This window comes from Streptomyces sp. SBT349, assembly GCF_001083795.1.
GTDB lineage: Bacteria > Actinomycetota > Actinomycetes > Streptomycetales > Streptomycetaceae > Streptomyces.
On the sequence record NZ_LAVK01000021.1, the window covers coordinates 24,994 to 42,216 of the forward strand.

Here is a 17,223-nt window from a genome sequence, read left to right on the forward strand (position 1 = left end):
CCGACGCGGCGGCGGGCCTGAGGAACGACGGCCCGCCGCCGCCCGTTGCCCTGTCCTCCACCGCAACCCGGTCGGCGCGGGAGGACACCACAGCTTCCCTCTCAGAGACAAGGACACACCCCCATGACGACGTCCGGACGTTCTCCCGTCCCAGGCTTCTCACCGCGGCGCAGGTCGGTGCTGCTCGGTGGGATCGGTGGTGTCTCGACCGCGGCGCTGGCCACGCTGGGGCACAGCGGAACGGCCGCCGCCGGCCAGCGCGCCGGCTCGACGGCACAGTCGGCGGCCCAACAACCCGGATTCGACTTCGACAACGGCAACTTCATCCGGGATCTGCGAGGCGAGGACGCCCAGGGCGGGGCGACCTCCAGCGTCGCCTTCATGGACGTGACCGTCGTCATCCGGGACAACGTCCTGATGAACCTCGCGTGGTTCGACGCGCTGGCGCCCTACCACCCGACCGCGGTCGGCATCTACTCCCGGATCGGCCGCCGCCCCTCCAGCGAGTCCTCCACCAACAGGAACCTGAACATCGCCGGCCTGTACGCCACCTACCGGGTGGCGCAGGGCGCGTTCAAGGACGAGCGGGCCCCGGCCCTCGGCGCGGCGCTGACCGCGTTCGGCCTGGACCCCGACGACGAGTCGGAGGACCCGACCACCGCGGTCGGCATCGGCAACATGGCCGGCAAGGGCGTCGTCGCGGCCCGCGAGCGGGACGGCATGAACGCCCTCGGCGACGAGGGCCGCAAGTACAACCCCGTGCCCTACCGGGACTACACCGGCTACCGGCCCGTGAACGGCGCCTTCGACCTGGTCGATCCCTCGCGCTGGCAGCCGCGGTTGACGACCCACAACCGCCGCCTCGGCCACGGGGTGGGTGACAAGGGCGTCTTCACCGTCCAGCACTTCATCACCCCGCAGCTGCGGCTGGTCCAGCCCCACACCTACCAGGACCCGGCCGAGTTCCGGCTCGCCGCTCCCCGGCACAGCGACCACACCAGGGCCAGGGACTACAAGCGCTCGGTGGACGAGGTCCTGGAGGCGTCGGCCGCCCTCACCGACGAGCAGAAGGTGAAGGCCGAGTTCTTCGACCACATGCTGCTGGGCATGCGTCTCTCCCAGTACGCCGCGGCCGACGCCCACGACCAGGGCACCGGCGGCCTGGACATGCACGGCTGGGCCCACCTGTTCCTGACGCACTCGGTGGCGCAGCACGACGCGTTGATCGCCGTCTGGCACCAGAAGCACAGGTACGACGCCGTGCGGCCGTTCAGCGCCATCCGGCACGTGTACGGCAGCCGTCCGGTGAGTGCCTGGGGCGGAGTCGGCGAGGGCATGGTCAACGACATCCCCGCCGACCAGTGGGCCGGCTACCTGAACGTGGGCGACCACCCCGAGTACCCCTCGGGCTACGTGGCGATCGGCTCCGCCGAGGCGCAGGCGACGCGGCGCTTCTTCGACGACGACGTGCTGGCCCTGACGCGTCAGGTCCCGGCCGGCTCCGGGGTGGTGGAGCCGGGGGCCACCCCGGCCGGCGACCTCGAACTGCGCTGGGACACCTGGACCGACTTCGTCGAGGACTGTGCCACCAGCCGGGTGTGGGGCGGGGTGAACTTCACGAAGACGGTCGAGAGGGCCATCCCCTTCGGCGAGCAGTTCGGCGACCGGTCCTACGAGTACGTGCAGCGGTACGTCGACGGGGACGTCGAGGACTGACCCTCATCGCGGCGGCGGGCACGGCGCACGACGGCCCGCCGCCGCCCCGAAGGGCACAGCCCTCTGGAAAATCCGGTGCCCCCGCTGGTCGTCCCCGAAGACCGCGCCTCGGACGTGCAGAGCCACCTTTTCAGAGATAAGGACACAACCCCATGACGATGCCCGGACGTTCTCCTCTATCAGGCTTCTCACCGGGGCGCAGGTCGCTGCTGCTCGGCGGGATCGGTGGTGTCTCGACCGCGGCGTTGGTCCTGGGGCACGGCGGCTCGGCCGCGGCCGGCCAGGCGACCGGCTCGGCGGCGCGGTCGGCGGCCCAGATCGACTTCGACTTCGACACCGACAACTTCATCCGGGACTTCACGAGCTTCGACGTCGGTGACCCCGACGGGGACCAGGTCACGGGGTTCGTCGCCCCGATGGACGTCACGCACCAGATGCGCATCAACAACATGGTGTATCTCGCGTGGTTCGACGCGCTGGCGCCCTACCACCCGACCGCGCTCGGCGTGCACACCCGGTTCGAGCGCCGCCCCTCCAGCGAGTCGGCCACCAACAGGAACATGAACATCGCGATCGTGTACGCCACGTTCACGGTGATCAAGGGCCTGCTGCCGGAACGGGTCGCGGTCTACCGCGAGATCCTGACCCTGCTCGGCCTGGACCCCGACGACGAGTCGGAGGACCGGACCAGCCCGATCGGCATCGGCAACGTGGCCGGCAAGGGCCTCCTCGCCGCCGGCGAGCGGGACGGCATGAACTCCCTCGGCGACGAGGGCCGCCGGTACAACGGCCGTCCCTTCGAGGACTACACCGGCTACGAGCCCGTCAACAGCGCCTTCGAGCTGAGGAACCCCTCGCGCTGGCAGCCGCAGCTCACCACCCACAACCGCCGCCACGGCGAGTCGCTGGGTGACAAGGGCGTCTTCACCGTCCAGCAGTTCCTCACCCCGCAGCTGCGGGTGGGCAGGGCCTACACCTTCGACGACCCGGCCCGGTTCGGGCTCGCCCCGCCCCGGCACAGCGACCACACCAGGCCGCGCGAGTACAAGCGCTCGGTGGACGAGATCCTGGAGGCGTCGGCCGCGCTCACCGACGAGCAGAAGATGATCGCGGAGTTCGTCCACAACAAGCTGCTGGGAGTCGGCCCCCCGGCGTACGCCGCGGCGCACGCCCACGAGCTGGACCTGCACGGCTGGACCCAGCTGTGGGTGTCGTACTCGATGGCGAGCTGGGACGCGATGGTCGCCACCTGGCACTACAAGGCCCTGTACGACGCCGTGCGGCCGTTCAGCGCGGTCCGGCACGTGTACGGCGACAGCAAGGTGACCGCCTGGGGCGGTCCCGGCAAGGGGACGGTCGACGACATCCCCGCCGACCAGTGGGTCGGCTACCTCAACGTGGAGGACCACCCCGAGTACCCGTCCAGCTCCGCGGTGGTCTTCGCCGCCGAGGCGCAGGCGACGCGGCGCTTCTTCGACGACGACGTCCTGGACCTCACGCTGACCTTCCCCGCCGGCTCGGGGGTGGTGGAGCCCGGGGTCACCCCGGCCGGCGACCTCGAACTGCGCTGGGACACCTGGACCGACTTCGTCCAGGACTGCGCCGACAGCCGGCTGTGGGCCGGGGCGCACTTCTCGAAGACGAACCAGACGTCCATCCCCTTCGGTGAACAGTTCGGCGACCTGGCCTACGAGTACGTGCAGCGGCACGTCAGGGGCGACGTCGAGGACTGACCTCCTTCGTGGCGGCGGGCACGGGCACCACAGCCCGCCGCCGGGCCAGTGGCGCGGTCCACCACCGTGCCGCCGGCCGCCGAAACGGCGCCGCGTCCGCCGGGCCTCGGAAGGTCCAGACGCGCAGAGCCGACCTCTATATAAGAAAGAAAAGGACAACCCATGACGATGTCCGGACGTTCTTACCTCCCAGGCTTCCTCCCCGGGCGCAGGTCCCTGCTGCTCGGCGGGATCGGTGGTGTCTCGACCGCGGCGTTGACCCTGGGGCACAGCGGCTCGGCCGCCGCGGCCCGGTCGGCCGGTTCGACGGCGCAGCAGCCGCCCCAGATCGACTTCGACTTCGACACCGGCAACTTCGTCCGGGACATGCCGACCTTCGACATCGGTGAGCCCGACGGGGACCAGGTCGGCGGATTCATCGCCCCGATGGACGTGACCCTTCAGATACGCACCAACAACATGGTGCACTTCGGGTGGTACGACGCCCTGGCGCCTTACCACCCCACCGCGGTCGGCGTCCACACCCGGATCCCCCGCCGCCCCTCCAGCGAGTCGGCGACCAACCGGAACATGAACATCGCCGGCCTGCACGCCACCTATCACGTGATCGCGGGCATACTGCCGGAGCGGCTGCCGGTCTACCAGGAGATCTTCACCCTGCTCGGCATGGACTACGAGGACGAGTCGGAGGACCTGACCAGCCCGGTCGGCATCGGCAACGTGGCCGGCAAGGGCGTCGTCGCGGCCCGCCTGCACGACGGCATGAACCAGCTCGGCGACGAGGGCCCCCGGTACAACGGCCGTCCCTACGAGGACTACACCGGCTACGAGCCCGTGAACACCGCCTTCAAGCTGAGGAACCCCTCGCGCTGGCAGCCGCAGCTCACCACCCACAACCGGCGCCTCGGCCCGCCGATCGGCGACAAGGGCGTCTTCACCGTCCAGCACTTCGCCACCCCGCAGTTCGCGCTGGTCAAGCCCTACACCTTCGACGACCCGGGCCAGTTCGAGCTGGCCGCGCCCCAGCACAGCGACCACACCAGGCCGCGTGACTACAAGCGCTCGGTGGACGAGATCCTGGACGCCTCGGCCAATCTCACCGACGCGCAGAAGGTGATGGCCGAGTTCTTCGACAACAAGCTCCTGGGCATCGGCTTCTCGGTGCACGCCGCGGCGCACGCCCACGAGCTGGACCTCCAGGGCTGGGCCCAGCTGTTCCTCACGCACTCGATCGCGCTCCACGACGGGCTGGTCGTCGCCTGGCACAACAAGAACAGGTACGACGCCGTGCGGCCGTTCAGCGCGGTCCGGCACGTGTACGGCAACAGCAAGGTGACCGCCTGGGGCGGAGTCGGCAAGGGGACGGTCGACGACATCCCCGCCAGCGAGTGGGCCAGCTACCTGGCCGTGGGCGACCACTCCGAGTACCCGTCCGGCTCCACGACGCTCTGCTCCGCCGAGGCGCAGGCGACGCGGCGCTTCTTCGACGACGACGTCCTCCAGTGGACGCACCCCGTCCCCGCCGGTTCGACGCTGGTGGAGCCGGGTATCAGCCCCGCCGCCGACCTCGAACTGCGCTGGGACAGCTGGACCGCCTTCGTCGAAGACTGCGCCACCAGCCGGGTGTGGGGCGGGGTGCACTTCAAGACGACGGTGGAGAGGTCCGTGGAGCTCGGCGAGCAGTTCGGCGACCTGGCCTACGAGTTCCTGCAGCGGTACATCAACGGCGACGTCGAGGACTGATCCTCATCGCGGCGGCGGCGGGCACCTGCACGGCAGCCCGCCGCCGGCGCCCGCAGCCGTCAGTGCCCCTGCGTGTTCACCGCCATCGGACGTGGTGCGCGCGGCCGTCCGGGCCACCCCCGGCCGGCCGCACCCACCTCGGCTCTCAGCCATCTGTCTCTGCACAAGCGGAATGCCCCACAAGAATTCTGCACGAGAGGTGAGCGCATTGAAGAGTCACACAGACTCGACAGCCGATTACTTAAGTGCCTCGCATGGACAAGGCGGTCCGGCTTTCCGATTCAGTCGAATGGAGAAACTCCTCCAAGGTCGTGCGACCCGCGGTCTGACGGTGGACGGCATCGATGCCGTATTCGTCAACGACCCGCTCCTGGCCCGCTCGATCCTGGTGAAGGACAGCAAGAACTACGGAAGGGGCGAACTCTTCCAGAAGGGCAGGAACTTCAGCAGGGTGGGAATGCTCGCCGAGGACGAGGCCGTCCACCGCCACTACCGGCGGCTGGCGAATCCCTACCTGCGGGCGACGAAGGTCGACGAGTACCTTCCGACCATGCGCGGCATCGCCGAGAAGGTGGTGTCCTCATGGCGCGCCGGCCAGCCGATCAACATCCAGGTCGAGATGTGCCGGATCGCGGGCTCGATCGCCCTGGCCGCGCTCTTCCCGGGCCTGCCGTCCGAGACGACGGCGGCTCTCGACGAGCGCCTCGCCGTACTGAACTGGGCGACGATCAAGCGACCGCTCTACGGCAAGGCGGCGATCCGCGCACGGGTGCAGGGGCCATCGAGGGAGCTGGTCCGCGCGCGCGAGGACGTCCGGGCCCTGCTTCTGACCTGTATCAAGGACCAACTGAACTCCCCCGACTCCCACACCGGCTATCTCTCGGCGCTGCTGTCGGACGCCGACGGCAAGGGGAACCGCCTCCTGACGGCGGACGAGGTCTGCGACGAGGCGGTCATGATGCTGACCGCGGGAACGGTCACCACGGCCTCCGTGATGTCCTGGGCTCTCTACAAGCTCTCCGAGGACCCCTCGATGGAGGAGAGGGTCATCGCGGACCTGGCGACATCGGGGAACGACTCCGCCGCGCCCGGCATCGAACGCCGTGAGCACAGCTACACCATCAGGTTCCTGATGGAGGTCCTGCGGCTCTACCCGCCCGTGTGGATCTCGTGCCGCATGACCCGTTCACCCGTCACCCTGGGCGACGAGTCGCTTCCCGAGGGCGCGAACGTGGTCATCAGTTCGTATCTCCTGCACAGGAATCCCGACCGCTATCCGGAGCCGAACCGGTTCGATCCCGACCGGTGGCTCTCCCTTCGGCCCGGCATCGCGGAAGGCGCTCTGTACATCCCGTTCGGGACGGGGCCGAAAGGGTGCGTCGGAGAACCGTTCGCCTGGCAGGAACTGGACGTTCTCCTCGATACGGTGACGCGGGCGTGGAAGCTGAGCACCGAGCCCGGCAGCCAGGTCCGCACGGCGGCGGAGACCACGCTCCATCCCCGCCAACTCCTCATGACCCCCCGGCCGCGGTCGCACTGACCCCACCGGCGCGGGCGCGTCCAGCAGCGACAACAGGGCCTCCCGGCGCCCGGTGGAACATGTGTTCCCCGAGTCGCCGGGAGGCCCTGCTCATGCCCCCACCGTGAGAGAAGACCGGCCGGAGCCCCGCCCGACGCCCTACAGCGTCAGGCCGCGCTCCAGCACCGACAGCGCCCGGTCGATCATCTCCAGGAGGTTGCCCTCCTGGCCGTCGTCGCCCCAGTCGAGCAGCACCTGGTGGAGTGCGCCCATGATGGCGCCCACCACGACCCGGAGTTCGAGGTCGTCCTCCGGCCGCCCGGTCCGCTGGGCGAGTGCCGCGCTCATGGCCCCGACCAGCTTGTGCTGCGCCTCGTGCATCAGCGCCCGCACCGCGGGCACCTCGCGCACCAGCTCCATCCGCCACGTGTACTCCGCGCTGAAGTCCTCGTAGAGGATGCGCATCATCCCCGTCACCGCCGCCCGCATCGCCACCAGTGGAGGCTCGTCCGCCGGGCGGGCGAGGAGGAACCCGATGCTGGAGACGGCGTAGTCGTTCGTCAGAACGATGTGTTCCTTGCTGGGGAAGTAGCGGAAGACGGTGCTGGGCGAGACCTCGGCGGCCGCGGCGATCAGCTCGATGGTGGTCTTCTCATACCCTCGCTCCTCGATCAGCCGGTGGGCCGCCTGCCGGATCGCCTGACGCGTGCGCAGCTTCTTGCGCTCGCGCAGGCCGAGGCCGGCTTCGGTGGCGGCGATCCCCGGCGACGTCGGTTCGGTGGGCATACGGCTCATTGTCCGGCAACACCACCCGCGCCCGGTAGCGACTCGGCCTGGGGCGAATCCGGCCCCGGCGCGGATTCGAGTGCCTTCTGCTTCCGCTCGTCCGGCAGCACGAAGGCGCCGAGGACGGCCGTGACGAGTGCGGCGATGCCGCTGACCACCATGACCACCCCCATGCCGCTCATGAAGGCCGACTGGGCGGACTCCGCCAGTTGCGGGAGGTCCAGCTGCGCGGCGACCGCCTGTGCCGCCACGATCGATTCCTCGGCGGTCTCCGCCGCCTCCGGCGGCAGCCCGTCCGTGTCGATCCGGTTGGTGAAGACCGCGTTGAGCATGCTGCCCAGCGCGGCGATGCCGATCGCGCCACCGACCTGCCGCAGGGTGGTCAGCAGCCCGGTGCCGGTGCCCTCCCTGCCCTTGGGCAGCGCGCCGAGGGCGGCGTCCATGGTCAGCATCATCGCGAAGCCGAGGCCGAGTCCGGTGACGGTCAGCCACAGCGCCACGTATCCGTACCCGTCGCCGGCGTCCGTACGGGCGCCGAGCAGCAGTCCGACGCCGAAGAGGGCCATGCCCCCGACGATCACGGCCCGTGTGCCGAAGCGGGCGATCAGCAGTGGCGCCGCGCGGGCCACGACGATCATGCTGGCCATGAGCGGCATCAGCCGTAGGCCGGTGTCGAAGGCGTCGTTGCCCTGGATGGCCTGGAGGAACAGCGGCAGCACGAACATCAGGCCCATCATCACGAACATGACGAGCACGGTGATGATCGTGTTCCACCGGAAGGTGGGGTTCCCCAGCAGCTCCAGGTCCAGCATCGGGCGGGTCTGGCGACGCTCGCGCACCACGAGAGCGGCCAGCATCAGCAGGCCGCCGATGAGCGCGGCGAGGATGAGAGGACTGGTCCATCCCTCGACGGGTCCCTCGATCACGCCGTAGACGAACGCGCCGAGGCCGAGGACGCCCAGCGTGGCGTTCAATGGATCGACCGCGGTGGCCGACGGATCGCGGGTCTCGGGGATCAGCATCACGCAGGCGACGATGCCGATGGCGACCAGCGGGATATTGAGGACGAAGATCGAGCCCCACCAGAAGTGGTCGAGCAGCCAGCCGCCGACCAGGGGGCCGAACGGCATGCCGGCCGACATGCCCACGGTGACGGCTCCGATGGCCTTGGTGCGTTCCTCGCCCTCGAAGAGGGTCGGGATCACGGAGAGGGCGAGCGGCATGATGAGCGCGCCGCCGACTCCCATGATCGTGCGGGCCGCGATGACGGGCCCTGGGGTGGACACGACAGCCCCGAGGATGGAGCCGCCCAAGAAGATCACGAGCCCGGCAACCAGCATCTTGCGCCGCCCGAAGCGGTCACCGAGCAGCCCGGCAGGGAGCATCGCGGCGGCGAAGACGACGGCGTACGAGTCGACGATCCACTGCAGCTCACCCGTGTCGGCGCCGATGTCAGCGGCCATGGTGGGCAGGGCGACGTTCAAGATTGTCAGGTCGAACCCGAGTACGAGCACACTGATGGTCAGAGCAACAAGTGCTAACCAGCGCCTTTTGTCAGTCATGCTTAAATGATAGTCCCTCTCACCACGCGGGCGGTAGAGGTTCCGGCGTCTCGAACGGCCGAACGCCCCCCGCTCCCGGAGGAGTCGGGGGGCGCACGGCGGCGGGTCCGTCGGGTCGGTGCCCGCCGCCACGGCGGGGCACGGTGGGGAGGGTCAGTCCTCCACGTCACCGTTGATGTGCCGCTGCGCGAACTCGTAGGCCATGTCGCCGAACTGCTCGCCGAACTCGGCGGACTTCTCGACCGTCGTCTTGAAGTGCACCCCGCCCCACACCCGGCTGATGGCGCAGGTCTCGACGAACTCGGTCCAGGTGGCCCAGTACATCTCGACGTCGTTGGCGGGGGTGATCCCCGGCTCCTGAAGCGCGGAGCCGGCGGGGGCGACCTCCCGCCAGTCCAGGCGGTCGTCGCCGAAGAAGCGCCGCGCCGCCTGCGCCTCGGCGCCGCAGAGCGTCGTGGAGCCCGAGGGGTAGTCGGCGTGGTCACCCACCTTCAGGTAGCTGGCCCACTGGTCGGCGGGCATGTCGTTGACCGTTCCCATGCCGGGGCCGCCCCAGGCGGTCACCTTGCGGCTGCCGTACACGTGCCGGATGGCGCTCCACGGGCGCACGGCGTCGTACGTGAGCTTCTGGTGCCAGGCGGCGATCAGCGCGTCGTACACGGACGTCGAGAGCGTGAAGAACAGGTGGATCCAGCCGGCCAGGTCCATCTCGTCGTGGGCGTGGGCCGCGGCGAGGCCCGACATGCCGATGCCCAGGAGCTTGTTGTCGAAGAACTCCGCCTCGATCTTCTGCTTGTCGGTGAGATTGGCCGAGGCCTCCAGGATCTCGTCCACCGAGCGCTTGTAGTCCCTGGGCCGGTGGTGGTCGATGTGCCGGGGCGGGGCGAGCCTGAACTCGCCGGGGTCCGAGAAGGTGTGGGCCTTGGTCAGCCGCAGCTGCGGGGTGGCGAACTGCTGGACGACGAAGACGCCCTTGTCACCCTTGCCGACGCCCTGCCGGCGGTTGTGGGGGCCCAGCTGCGGCTGCCAGCGTGAGGGATTCCTCAGCTTGAAGGCCGTGTTGACGGGCTCGTAGCCGGTGTAGTCCTCGTAGGGACGGCCGTTGTATGTGCGGCCCTCGTCGCCCAGCTGGTTCATGCCGTCGTGCACGGTGTCCGCGAGGACGCCCTTGCCGGCCAGGTTGCCGAGGCCGACCGCGGTGGTCCGGTCCTCCGACTCGTCGGTGGGGTCCAGGCCGATCGCCATCAGCAGCCCGCCGATGACCGGCTCCCGCTCCGGCATCAGACCCTTGATCACCTGGTATGTGGCATGCAGGGCGGCGGTGTTCAGATTCCTGTTGGTGTTCGACTCGCTGGAGGGGCGGCGGCCGAGCCGGGAGTGAACGCCGACCGCGGTCGGGTGGTAGGGCGCCACCGCATCGAACCACGCGGTCGTCGTCAAGTGGGTGACCCGCTCCACTATGGTCACGTCCATGGGGGCGACGAATTCCTCGAACTCCTCCCGGTCCTGGCTGGAGACCAGGTCCCGGATGAAGTTGCCGGTGTCGAGGTCGAAGTCGATCTGGGGCGGCTGGGCCGCCGAGCCGGCCGACTGGCTGGCGGCGGCCGTGCCGCCGTGACCCAGGGTGGCCAGCGCCGCGGTCGAGGCACCGCCGAGGAGCCCGCCGAGCAGCGACCTGCGCCCCGGCCTGAAGCCCGAGAAGGGAGAACGTCCGGACGTCGTCATGGATTATGTCCTTTTCTTAAGAAGGGGACTCCACATGTCTGAACATGTCTGAACATGTCTGAGGCGAGGTCCCTGGAGAAGGACCACGCCTCAGAGAGAGTCGGCTGCGTCTCGACCGGATCGTGAACTCCGTCCACGTCCCGTGGGAGAAGTCCAGCCGGCCGCCGTCCGGTCCCTGCTGTCCCGGACGGCGATGAGCGGAACCCGGGTGTTATATCTCTTCCTTGTGGATCGCCATCCACATCTTCCGCTGCATGGGCGACAGCGAGTGGTATGAGGCGAATTCGAGGACTTCCCCCTTGCGCGTCCACTTGGCGCCGAGCAGGTTCACGCGCTCGCCGGCGTAGGTGTAGGGGGTGTTCCTGAGGAAGCGCTCGAACTTCGGCTCGATCGGAGCGGAGAGGACCGACGGGTCCAGGCCGCGGGCCGGCGCCTGGGCAAGGGCGATCCGTACGATCTCCGAAGTGTCCCAGCCGAGGGTGACATTGACCCGGAACGCCTTCCGGGCGAAGTCCAGCATCCCCTCGTTCGGTTCCGGCAGTCCGGCTTCGCGGAGCATCGCGAGGATGGTCTTCGGTTCGAGGGGGCTCTCCGGGGAGAGCTGGAAGTACAGATTCAGCGTCTTGTTCTGGTAGTCGATCCCCAGCATCGCCACGTTGTCCAGGCCGTGGCGGGCGAAGAAACCGGCGTTCTCGGCCACGGCGCGCGGCATGGACGGGATGTCGGCGAGCTCCGAGGCGCTCTGGAGCTCGCGGGGGAAGTGCACGTAGACCTTCCGGAAGCCCCCGACGACTCCGCAGTCGACCAGGTACTCGTTGACGGCGCATCGCTCCCGGAAGTCCGAGAGCAGGCTGCCGACGGGGTGGTCCGTTGCCTCGACAAGGCCGTTCGCCAGGGCGTGGGCGTAGGGGTCGTCGATCGTCGGAGGCACGGTGAAGGTGAAGTCGAGCTCGCCTGTCCTGCCCGCGCCGGTCGTCACGTTGAAGTGAATCCCGACCTCGCTGATCGGGTCTCCGTACGCGGTCAGGATGGGCACGACCGTGTCGCGTGAGCAGGGCGCTTCCAGCAGTCGAGCCGTTTCCTCAAAGACCGAATAAACATCGTCTATCTCAGCGGCTCCGGACATTTATCCTCCAAGTGTCAACTCTGGTGCTGTGATGCGGCAAGGCATTCCGCGATTCACCGCCGACGTGTGCGGGTGCTTGTGGTGCTCCTTCCTGGCGGCCGTTCCCTGTCCGGCCCCGGTCACGGCCGGATGGTGGAGAGGGGCCCGGGCGCCGGGCAGGAGGTCGAGGAAGTCGAGGAGGTCGAGGAGGTCGATGGTCCGGTCGGCCGGGTCGTGCGTCCCCGCGACGCGGCGCGGCGACCGGCTTCCTGAACGGACGCGGCGCCGGCCCGGTGAAGGGGTGGGGGCGTCCAGCACGGCTCCGAGGCCGTGATCACACCAGCTGCCGCGGCATGGCCGCCGCGGTGGGAGCCGCCTGGCATTGAGTCAGAGCCAAGAGGACGGACTCCGGGGGATGATTATATGTATAGGTTCTTCGCCGTCTGATCGTCAAGACCCCTGCATTTCGCCCGGTCCGTGATGACGGCCACCCGCTCATATCGCCCCCGGCCCGGGTTCTAGCGACCCTTGACGAGCGGGCGCAGATGGCGCGTGGGTTGTTCGATCAGCACGTACGACAGCCAGCCGAGGGTGATCGACAGGGCCAGCGTCAGCGGGTAGAGCAGCAGGAAGTCGCTGATGTCCAGGGTGCCGATCTCCTTGTCGGTGTACTTGATCCACCCCAGGATGATGACCATGTGCCACAGGAAGGTGCCGTAGGAGATCCGGCCGAGCCACGCCAGCACGGGGAAGGCCATCATGCGCGCGGGGCGGCTGCCGTTGGCGAACAGCAGCGGAGCCGCGAGGCACACGGCCGTCACGAGGTGGCACACGTGCTCGACGACGGCCTCGGACGCCGTCGGGACCATGACGATGTCACCGGCCAGGGACGTCGAGTTGACCAGGTGCGCTGCCAGCGCGACGCCCCAGCACGCCCACGGGTGACGCGAGACGAGGACGACGATCGCGGGCGGGTTCGCCGACCGTGTGGAGTGGGAGGCGAGGAGCGCGAGCGCCATCCCGGCGGCGAAGTAGCTGATGTACGCGGGGAGCCAGCGCCGCTCCAGCGGCGGCACCATCGGCTCCGGCGACATGAACAGCACCGCCACCCACACGACGCTGAGCACCACCAGGGCGCCGAGGAGCATGAACGCCGGTCCCGTCCTGCCCTTGCGCAGCAGGCGGTGCAGCACGAACGCGAGGATCGGGAGCAGCGCGTAGAAGGAGACCTCGGTGGCGAGGCTCCACGTCGGGGCCAGACTGGCCGTCAGGGTGTCGTTGTCGTAGATCACCCACAGCAGAGCGACCCGCGCGGTGCGCGCCGCCTCGTCCAGCCGCTCGGCCTCGAACATCAGAAGCGCCGCCAGGGCGGCCAGCCAGTACGCCGGGAAGATGCGCAGGACCCGGTGCCAGTAATACCGCTTGCTGCTCGGGGATTTCCGGCCGTCCAGGGCGGCGTCGGCCCAGGAGCGGTAGAGCAGCAGCCCGGATATGACGAAGAAGATCGGTACCGCGACCGTGAAGCGGTTCAGCACCGGTCTCAGCGGGCCCTCCGTGCCGAGCACCGGCACCTGCCCGGTGTAGATGCCCACGTGCATGGCGATCACCATGAGGTTGGCGGAGGCGCGCAGGCCGTCGATGGCCGGGGCGTACGCCTTGGCCGTGTCGACCGTCCGCGCGGCGACGTCGCTGCCGGTGCGCCCCGTTCCGGCCTTCGCGCCCGCGGGTTCAGGGGGATGCAGTGCCATGTGCCATCTCCTTCACGAGGCCCGGGACGCCGGTGCGCCCAAGCAGGGGTGGATTGCCTTGCCAGGGGAAACGCACGCTCCGGCGTCCCGCCCGACGTCGACGAACCGGGGGTCGGGGAACCGCCTCTCAGGTGGTAACTCCGCCTTGTGTGCCACGCGTACCTCCTGGTCATCCTGCCGCTCTAGGGGCCTGATCCGTTGTGCAGGAGGCTAGGTGCACAGGCTCTCGGCGTACACCCCTAGCAACCCCCGGCCACAGCCGACACGTTGTGAACCTTTCAGGCGTCCGCTCCGTGTACTACAGCGCCTACTACAGCGCCACCGTCCCACTCGCAGAGGAGAAGCCCATGCGTCCCCACAGGATCGCCCTCGCCGCCGGCCTGGTGTCCGCGGTCGCCCTCGCCCTGCTGAACGCGCCGACGGCCTCGGCGACCAACGCCACCGCCGCCACCGCCGACCCCGCACCGGGCAGCCTCACCTTCTACACCGAGCCCGACCTCACCGGCACCGAGGCCGTCTACCCCGGCGGCCCCTCCGACACGTGCACGGAACTCCCCTTCGTCGTCCACGGCCATCTGAACCTGAGCCAGCGGGGCTTCACCGTCTACGAGTCCACCGACTGCTCGGGCCACGGCCTGACCTTCCCCGCCAACGACCTGCACAGCTACCAGAACCACGAGATGCGCAGCTTCCGCGCCACCGGCTGATCCGGGGAGAACGAGCGCGCCGTGAGGCGCCCATGGGGGCGTGCGGGGCGGGACGGCGGGCAGGCGCGGGGGAGGACACAGCGGCGCACCCGCGCCCGAGACGGCAAGGGAGGACGATCATGCCGGCCGGTTCCAGCAGCAAGCGCGAGCGGCAGTACGAGCACATCAAGGAGGGCGCCACGGAACGAGGCACCTCCACCGGGCGCGCGGAGGAGATCGCCGCGCGCACCGTCAACAAGCAGCGGGCCCGCTCGGGCGAGGCGAAGCGCGCGAGCACGACCTCCACCCGCGACCCCAAGTCGGCGCCCCAGCGCGGCGGCGAGCGCTCCCACCGCGGCCCCCAGGGCCCCACGCGCGACCAGCTCTACCAGGAGGCCAGGAAGGAGAACGTCGAAGGCCGCTCCTCCATGAACAAGCAGCAACTCCGCGACGCCCTCGGACGCTGACGCGAACGAGCCACCGCACCGCACCGCACCGACGGCGAGGGCTCCGCCTCGCCGTCGGTGCGGTGACTCCTCGCGCACCCCGCTTCCGTCCGGTCCCTCAGTCGCGCACCTCGGTCAGATGGGGCACCCCCAGCAGCCCCGAGGGCATCGGTTCCCACTGGTCGGGCGGCGCGTCCCGCCAGCTCATGTAGAAGTCGGCCACGAATTCGCCTCGTCGCGCGAGGGCGCGTACGCGGTTGGCCGCGAGGTTGGTCACCTCCAGCTCCAGCACGTTCCGGCCGGGCCGGAGCGACGGCCCCACGGCGAGGCGGAACGGGATGGCCCAGGCGGTGCCCAGGTCATGGCCGTTGAGTGTGGCGCGGGCGCACTCGCGCACGTCTCCGAGATCGAGCAGCCAGTTCCGGCGGGCGTCGGCGGCGGACAGGGAGCACTCCGCGGTGTAGCGGGCGGTGCCGGAGAACTCCGCCTCCGACTCGCCCAGTTCGGTCCAGGAGACGAGCTCCGTCAGCGTGCGCTCCGGTGGCAGCGTCGGGCCGCCTTCGAGGAAGGTCAGGGTCCACGGCCCGCTCAGCGGCAGCCGCCGGCCGGTCGGCACCGGCACGGGCCTCTCCGGCGCCTGGACGCGTCGCCGGTCGAACGTCCGCAGGATCAGGGACTCCCCGGGATCGAGCCGGAGCCTGACCCGCACCCGGCGGCCGTCGCGGCGCGTCGGCGCCAGCCCGCTCACGTCGTGCAGCGGGTCCAGCGCGGTGACGGACGCGGCGTCGGTGCCCAGCGGGAACCAGCCGTCGACCGGGTCGGCCGTGGCGTTCGCGAAAAAGTAGTGCCTGCCCTGCCCGTGCCGTCTGCGGAGCACCGACAGGCCGGATTCCGCGGCGGGTTCGCGCGCGGCACCGGCGTCCGCCAGCGCCCGGTCCAGGTCGGCGCCCTGGGCGGTCACCACGATCCGGCCGCGGCCCACCGCGTGGACGCCGTCCCGTCCGCGGTCCGCCCGCAGGGGGCCGCACAGCGCCGCGAGCCGCGTGCGGCGCTCGGCGAGGTCGGCCCAACCGGGCACGTCGGCCGGGAGATCGCCGTCGAAGACGACCGTCGCGCCGGCCGCGGCCAGCTCGCACAACTTCTCCATGGTCGGCAGCGGAACGAGCCGCGCCCCCGGGACCACGACGACCCGGTAGCGGCTGTGGTCGTTGCGGACGCCGGAGCGGCCGCGGCGGAACGCCGCCAACTGCCGGTCGGACACCCAGTCGAACTGCCAGCCCCTGGCCGCCAGGCCCGCCGCGGCGGCGCCCGCCCCCGCCGGGTGATCGTCCATCCACGGGTCGCCCGACCAGTGGTAGTCCGGCGTCAGCTCGATCTCCTCGGCACCCTCGCCCGCGCCGCCGTGGTCCTGCGCCCACAGGTCGTGCTGCGGCCAGTACACGAGGACGTCGTTGTCGTGCTCGCCGGACTGGAGCACGGACTGGCAGCGCGTGATGTAGTCGGTGAGCCGGGGCAGGTCGCGCCAGAGGGTGTTGGCCGGCTGGACCTCGGTGGCGGCGTAGAAGGACAGGCCGGGCCAGGGGGCGTCCTCGGGCGAGTACGCCGTGCCGTGGAACACGATGTGGTTGATCCCGGCCGCGAACAGCAGGTCCACCGTGGGCTTCGCCTGGGACAGCGACACGTGGTAGTGCTCGTCGCGCCAGGTGATCGTCTCCGCCGCCACGAGCGGCTTGCCCAGGACGTGCGCGGGCGAGGAGGCGAACCGCCAGGTCAGGGACGTCGGCCGGGTGGCGGTCCCCGCCCCCTGCCGGAGGCCGGGGATCGGGATGATCTCGCCGCCCGTGTACTCCGTCTCGGGAATGTCCGCGGCACCGTAGACGTCGAGCAGGTGCGCCGGGGAGCCGTGCGCCTGGTTCCGGCTCAGCAGGCCACGCCGCGCGCTCCAGTCGGAGAAGGGCCCCGCGAACCGTTCGAGGAACAGGTCGGAGAACGTCTCGCGGACGTCGGAGAGCACGCGGGTGCGCACGTCGGCCGCACCCGCCCCGGCGAACACCTCGGGAAGGTGCGGGACGAGGTCGTATCCGCGCAGCCGGGCGAATTCGGACAGGGCCGCGCGGGTCCAGTCCGTGCGCTCCAACTCGAAGGAGTCGTGGAACATGGCCCGCAGGCCGCGTGGCCCGTCGCCGAGCGCCTCGTTGAGGCGGTCCAGGTGCCGCCGCACGGAATCGGGGGAGAAGCAGTCGGCCATCAGCCCCTTGCCGCCCGGCCCCGCACGCTCGACGCGCTTGAGCGCCAGCCCGCTGAAGACGCCGACGAGCTCCCAACGGCCCGGTGGCGCGACCCAGTCCAGGACCCGGTCGGAGCCGACGTGCGGGGTGAGGTCGACCGTCTCCCCGCTGTCGCGCTCCCGGCCGACGAGGGCGGCCAGCGGGGGGTCGGGAAGGGGGTCCATCG

General features: G+C 70.1%; 12 protein-coding genes. 6 read left to right on the forward strand and 6 right to left on the reverse strand.

What is annotated here, in order from left to right:
- The first annotated feature begins 123 nt into the window (after positions 1–123).
- The 4 genes from ADY01_RS04645 (at position 124) to ADY01_RS04660 (ending at position 6,732) form a co-directional block, all read left to right on the forward strand.
- Complete coding sequence (locus ADY01_RS04645) at positions 124–1,716, forward strand: DUF6851 domain-containing protein (protein ID WP_234320061.1); 1,593 nt, start codon at positions 124–126, stop codon at positions 1,714–1,716.
- 152 nt (positions 1,717–1,868) lie between these two features.
- Positions 1,869–3,449, forward strand: coding sequence for a DUF6851 domain-containing protein (locus ADY01_RS04650; RefSeq protein ID WP_234320063.1), 1,581 nt, complete (start codon positions 1,869–1,871; stop codon positions 3,447–3,449).
- A gap of 162 nt (positions 3,450–3,611) precedes the next feature.
- A complete protein-coding gene (locus ADY01_RS04655; RefSeq protein ID WP_234320064.1) occupies positions 3,612–5,192 on the forward strand; it encodes a vanadium-dependent haloperoxidase in 1,581 nt (526 codons plus the stop codon).
- 331 nt (positions 5,193–5,523) lie between these two features.
- Positions 5,524–6,732, forward strand: a complete 1,209-nt coding sequence (locus ADY01_RS04660) for a cytochrome P450 (protein WP_049565841.1) — start codon at positions 5,524–5,526, stop codon at positions 6,730–6,732.
- A gap of 138 nt (positions 6,733–6,870) precedes the next feature.
- On the opposite strand, the gene ADY01_RS04665 is transcribed toward ADY01_RS04660, so the two are convergent.
- From ADY01_RS04665 to ADY01_RS04685, 5 genes are all read right to left on the reverse strand, one after another.
- On the reverse strand, positions 6,871–7,506 hold the full coding sequence (locus ADY01_RS04665) for a TetR/AcrR family transcriptional regulator (RefSeq protein ID WP_049565850.1): 636 nt from the start codon (positions 7,504–7,506) through the stop codon (positions 6,871–6,873).
- The gene (locus ADY01_RS04670) at positions 7,503–9,059 is read right to left on the reverse strand and encodes an MFS transporter (protein WP_049565859.1); all 1,557 of its coding nucleotides are present in this window, start codon (positions 9,057–9,059) and stop codon (positions 7,503–7,505) included. Before ADY01_RS04670 ends, ADY01_RS04665 begins: the two co-directional genes overlap by 4 nt.
- A 153-nt stretch (positions 9,060–9,212) precedes the next feature.
- Complete coding sequence (locus ADY01_RS04675; RefSeq protein WP_049565862.1) at positions 9,213–10,784, reverse strand: vanadium-dependent haloperoxidase; 1,572 nt, start codon at positions 10,782–10,784, stop codon at positions 9,213–9,215.
- A 211-nt stretch (positions 10,785–10,995) separates the two neighbouring features.
- Positions 10,996–11,910 carry an aromatic prenyltransferase gene (locus ADY01_RS04680; protein ID WP_078899998.1) on the reverse strand — a complete coding sequence of 305 codons (915 nt, stop codon included), beginning with the start codon at positions 11,908–11,910 and terminating at the stop codon, positions 10,996–10,998.
- A gap of 497 nt (positions 11,911–12,407) precedes the next feature.
- Entirely contained in the window at positions 12,408–13,637 is a 1,230-nt protein-coding gene (locus ADY01_RS04685) for an acyltransferase family protein (RefSeq protein WP_049565868.1), read from the reverse strand.
- A 347-nt stretch (positions 13,638–13,984) separates the two neighbouring features.
- Here ADY01_RS04685 and ADY01_RS04690 point away from each other — a divergent pair, with 347 nt between their 5' ends.
- Together ADY01_RS04690 and ADY01_RS04695 are read left to right on the forward strand one after the other, a co-directional pair.
- Positions 13,985–14,344, forward strand: coding sequence for a hypothetical protein (locus ADY01_RS04690; protein ID WP_049565874.1), 360 nt, complete (start codon positions 13,985–13,987; stop codon positions 14,342–14,344).
- A gap of 119 nt (positions 14,345–14,463) precedes the next feature.
- Positions 14,464–14,790, forward strand: coding sequence for a hypothetical protein (locus ADY01_RS04695; protein WP_049565878.1), 327 nt, complete (start codon positions 14,464–14,466; stop codon positions 14,788–14,790).
- A 97-nt stretch (positions 14,791–14,887) separates the two neighbouring features.
- On the opposite strand, the gene ADY01_RS04700 is transcribed toward ADY01_RS04695, so the two are convergent.
- Positions 14,888–17,223: glycosyl hydrolase (locus ADY01_RS04700; protein WP_049565881.1), on the reverse strand; the 2,336-nt coding region annotated here is incomplete at its 5' end.

What these genes read in the sequence shown, in the direction of transcription:
- ADY01_RS04645 (WP_234320061.1), top strand. Translation starts at nt 124, where the DNA reads ATGACGACGTCCGGACGTTCTCCCGTCCCAGGCTTCTCACCGCGGCGC.
- ADY01_RS04655 (WP_234320064.1), top strand. Translation starts at nt 3,612, where the DNA reads ATGACGATGTCCGGACGTTCTTACCTCCCAGGCTTCCTCCCCGGGCGC.
- ADY01_RS04665 (WP_049565850.1), bottom strand. Translation starts at nt 7,506, where the DNA reads ATGAGCCGTATGCCCACCGAACCGACGTCGCCGGGGATCGCCGCCACC.
- ADY01_RS04675 (WP_049565862.1), bottom strand. Translation starts at nt 10,784, where the DNA reads ATGACGACGTCCGGACGTTCTCCCTTCTCGGGCTTCAGGCCGGGGCGC.
- ADY01_RS04690 (WP_049565874.1), top strand. Translation starts at nt 13,985, where the DNA reads ATGCGTCCCCACAGGATCGCCCTCGCCGCCGGCCTGGTGTCCGCGGTC.
- ADY01_RS04650 (WP_234320063.1), top strand. Translation starts at nt 1,869, where the DNA reads ATGACGATGCCCGGACGTTCTCCTCTATCAGGCTTCTCACCGGGGCGC.
- ADY01_RS04685 (WP_049565868.1), bottom strand. Translation starts at nt 13,637, where the DNA reads ATGGCACTGCATCCCCCTGAACCCGCGGGCGCGAAGGCCGGAACGGGG.
- ADY01_RS04695 (WP_049565878.1), top strand. Translation starts at nt 14,464, where the DNA reads ATGCCGGCCGGTTCCAGCAGCAAGCGCGAGCGGCAGTACGAGCACATC.
- ADY01_RS04670 (WP_049565859.1), bottom strand. Translation starts at nt 9,059, where the DNA reads ATGACTGACAAAAGGCGCTGGTTAGCACTTGTTGCTCTGACCATCAGT.
- ADY01_RS04680 (WP_078899998.1), bottom strand. Translation starts at nt 11,910, where the DNA reads ATGTCCGGAGCCGCTGAGATAGACGATGTTTATTCGGTCTTTGAGGAA.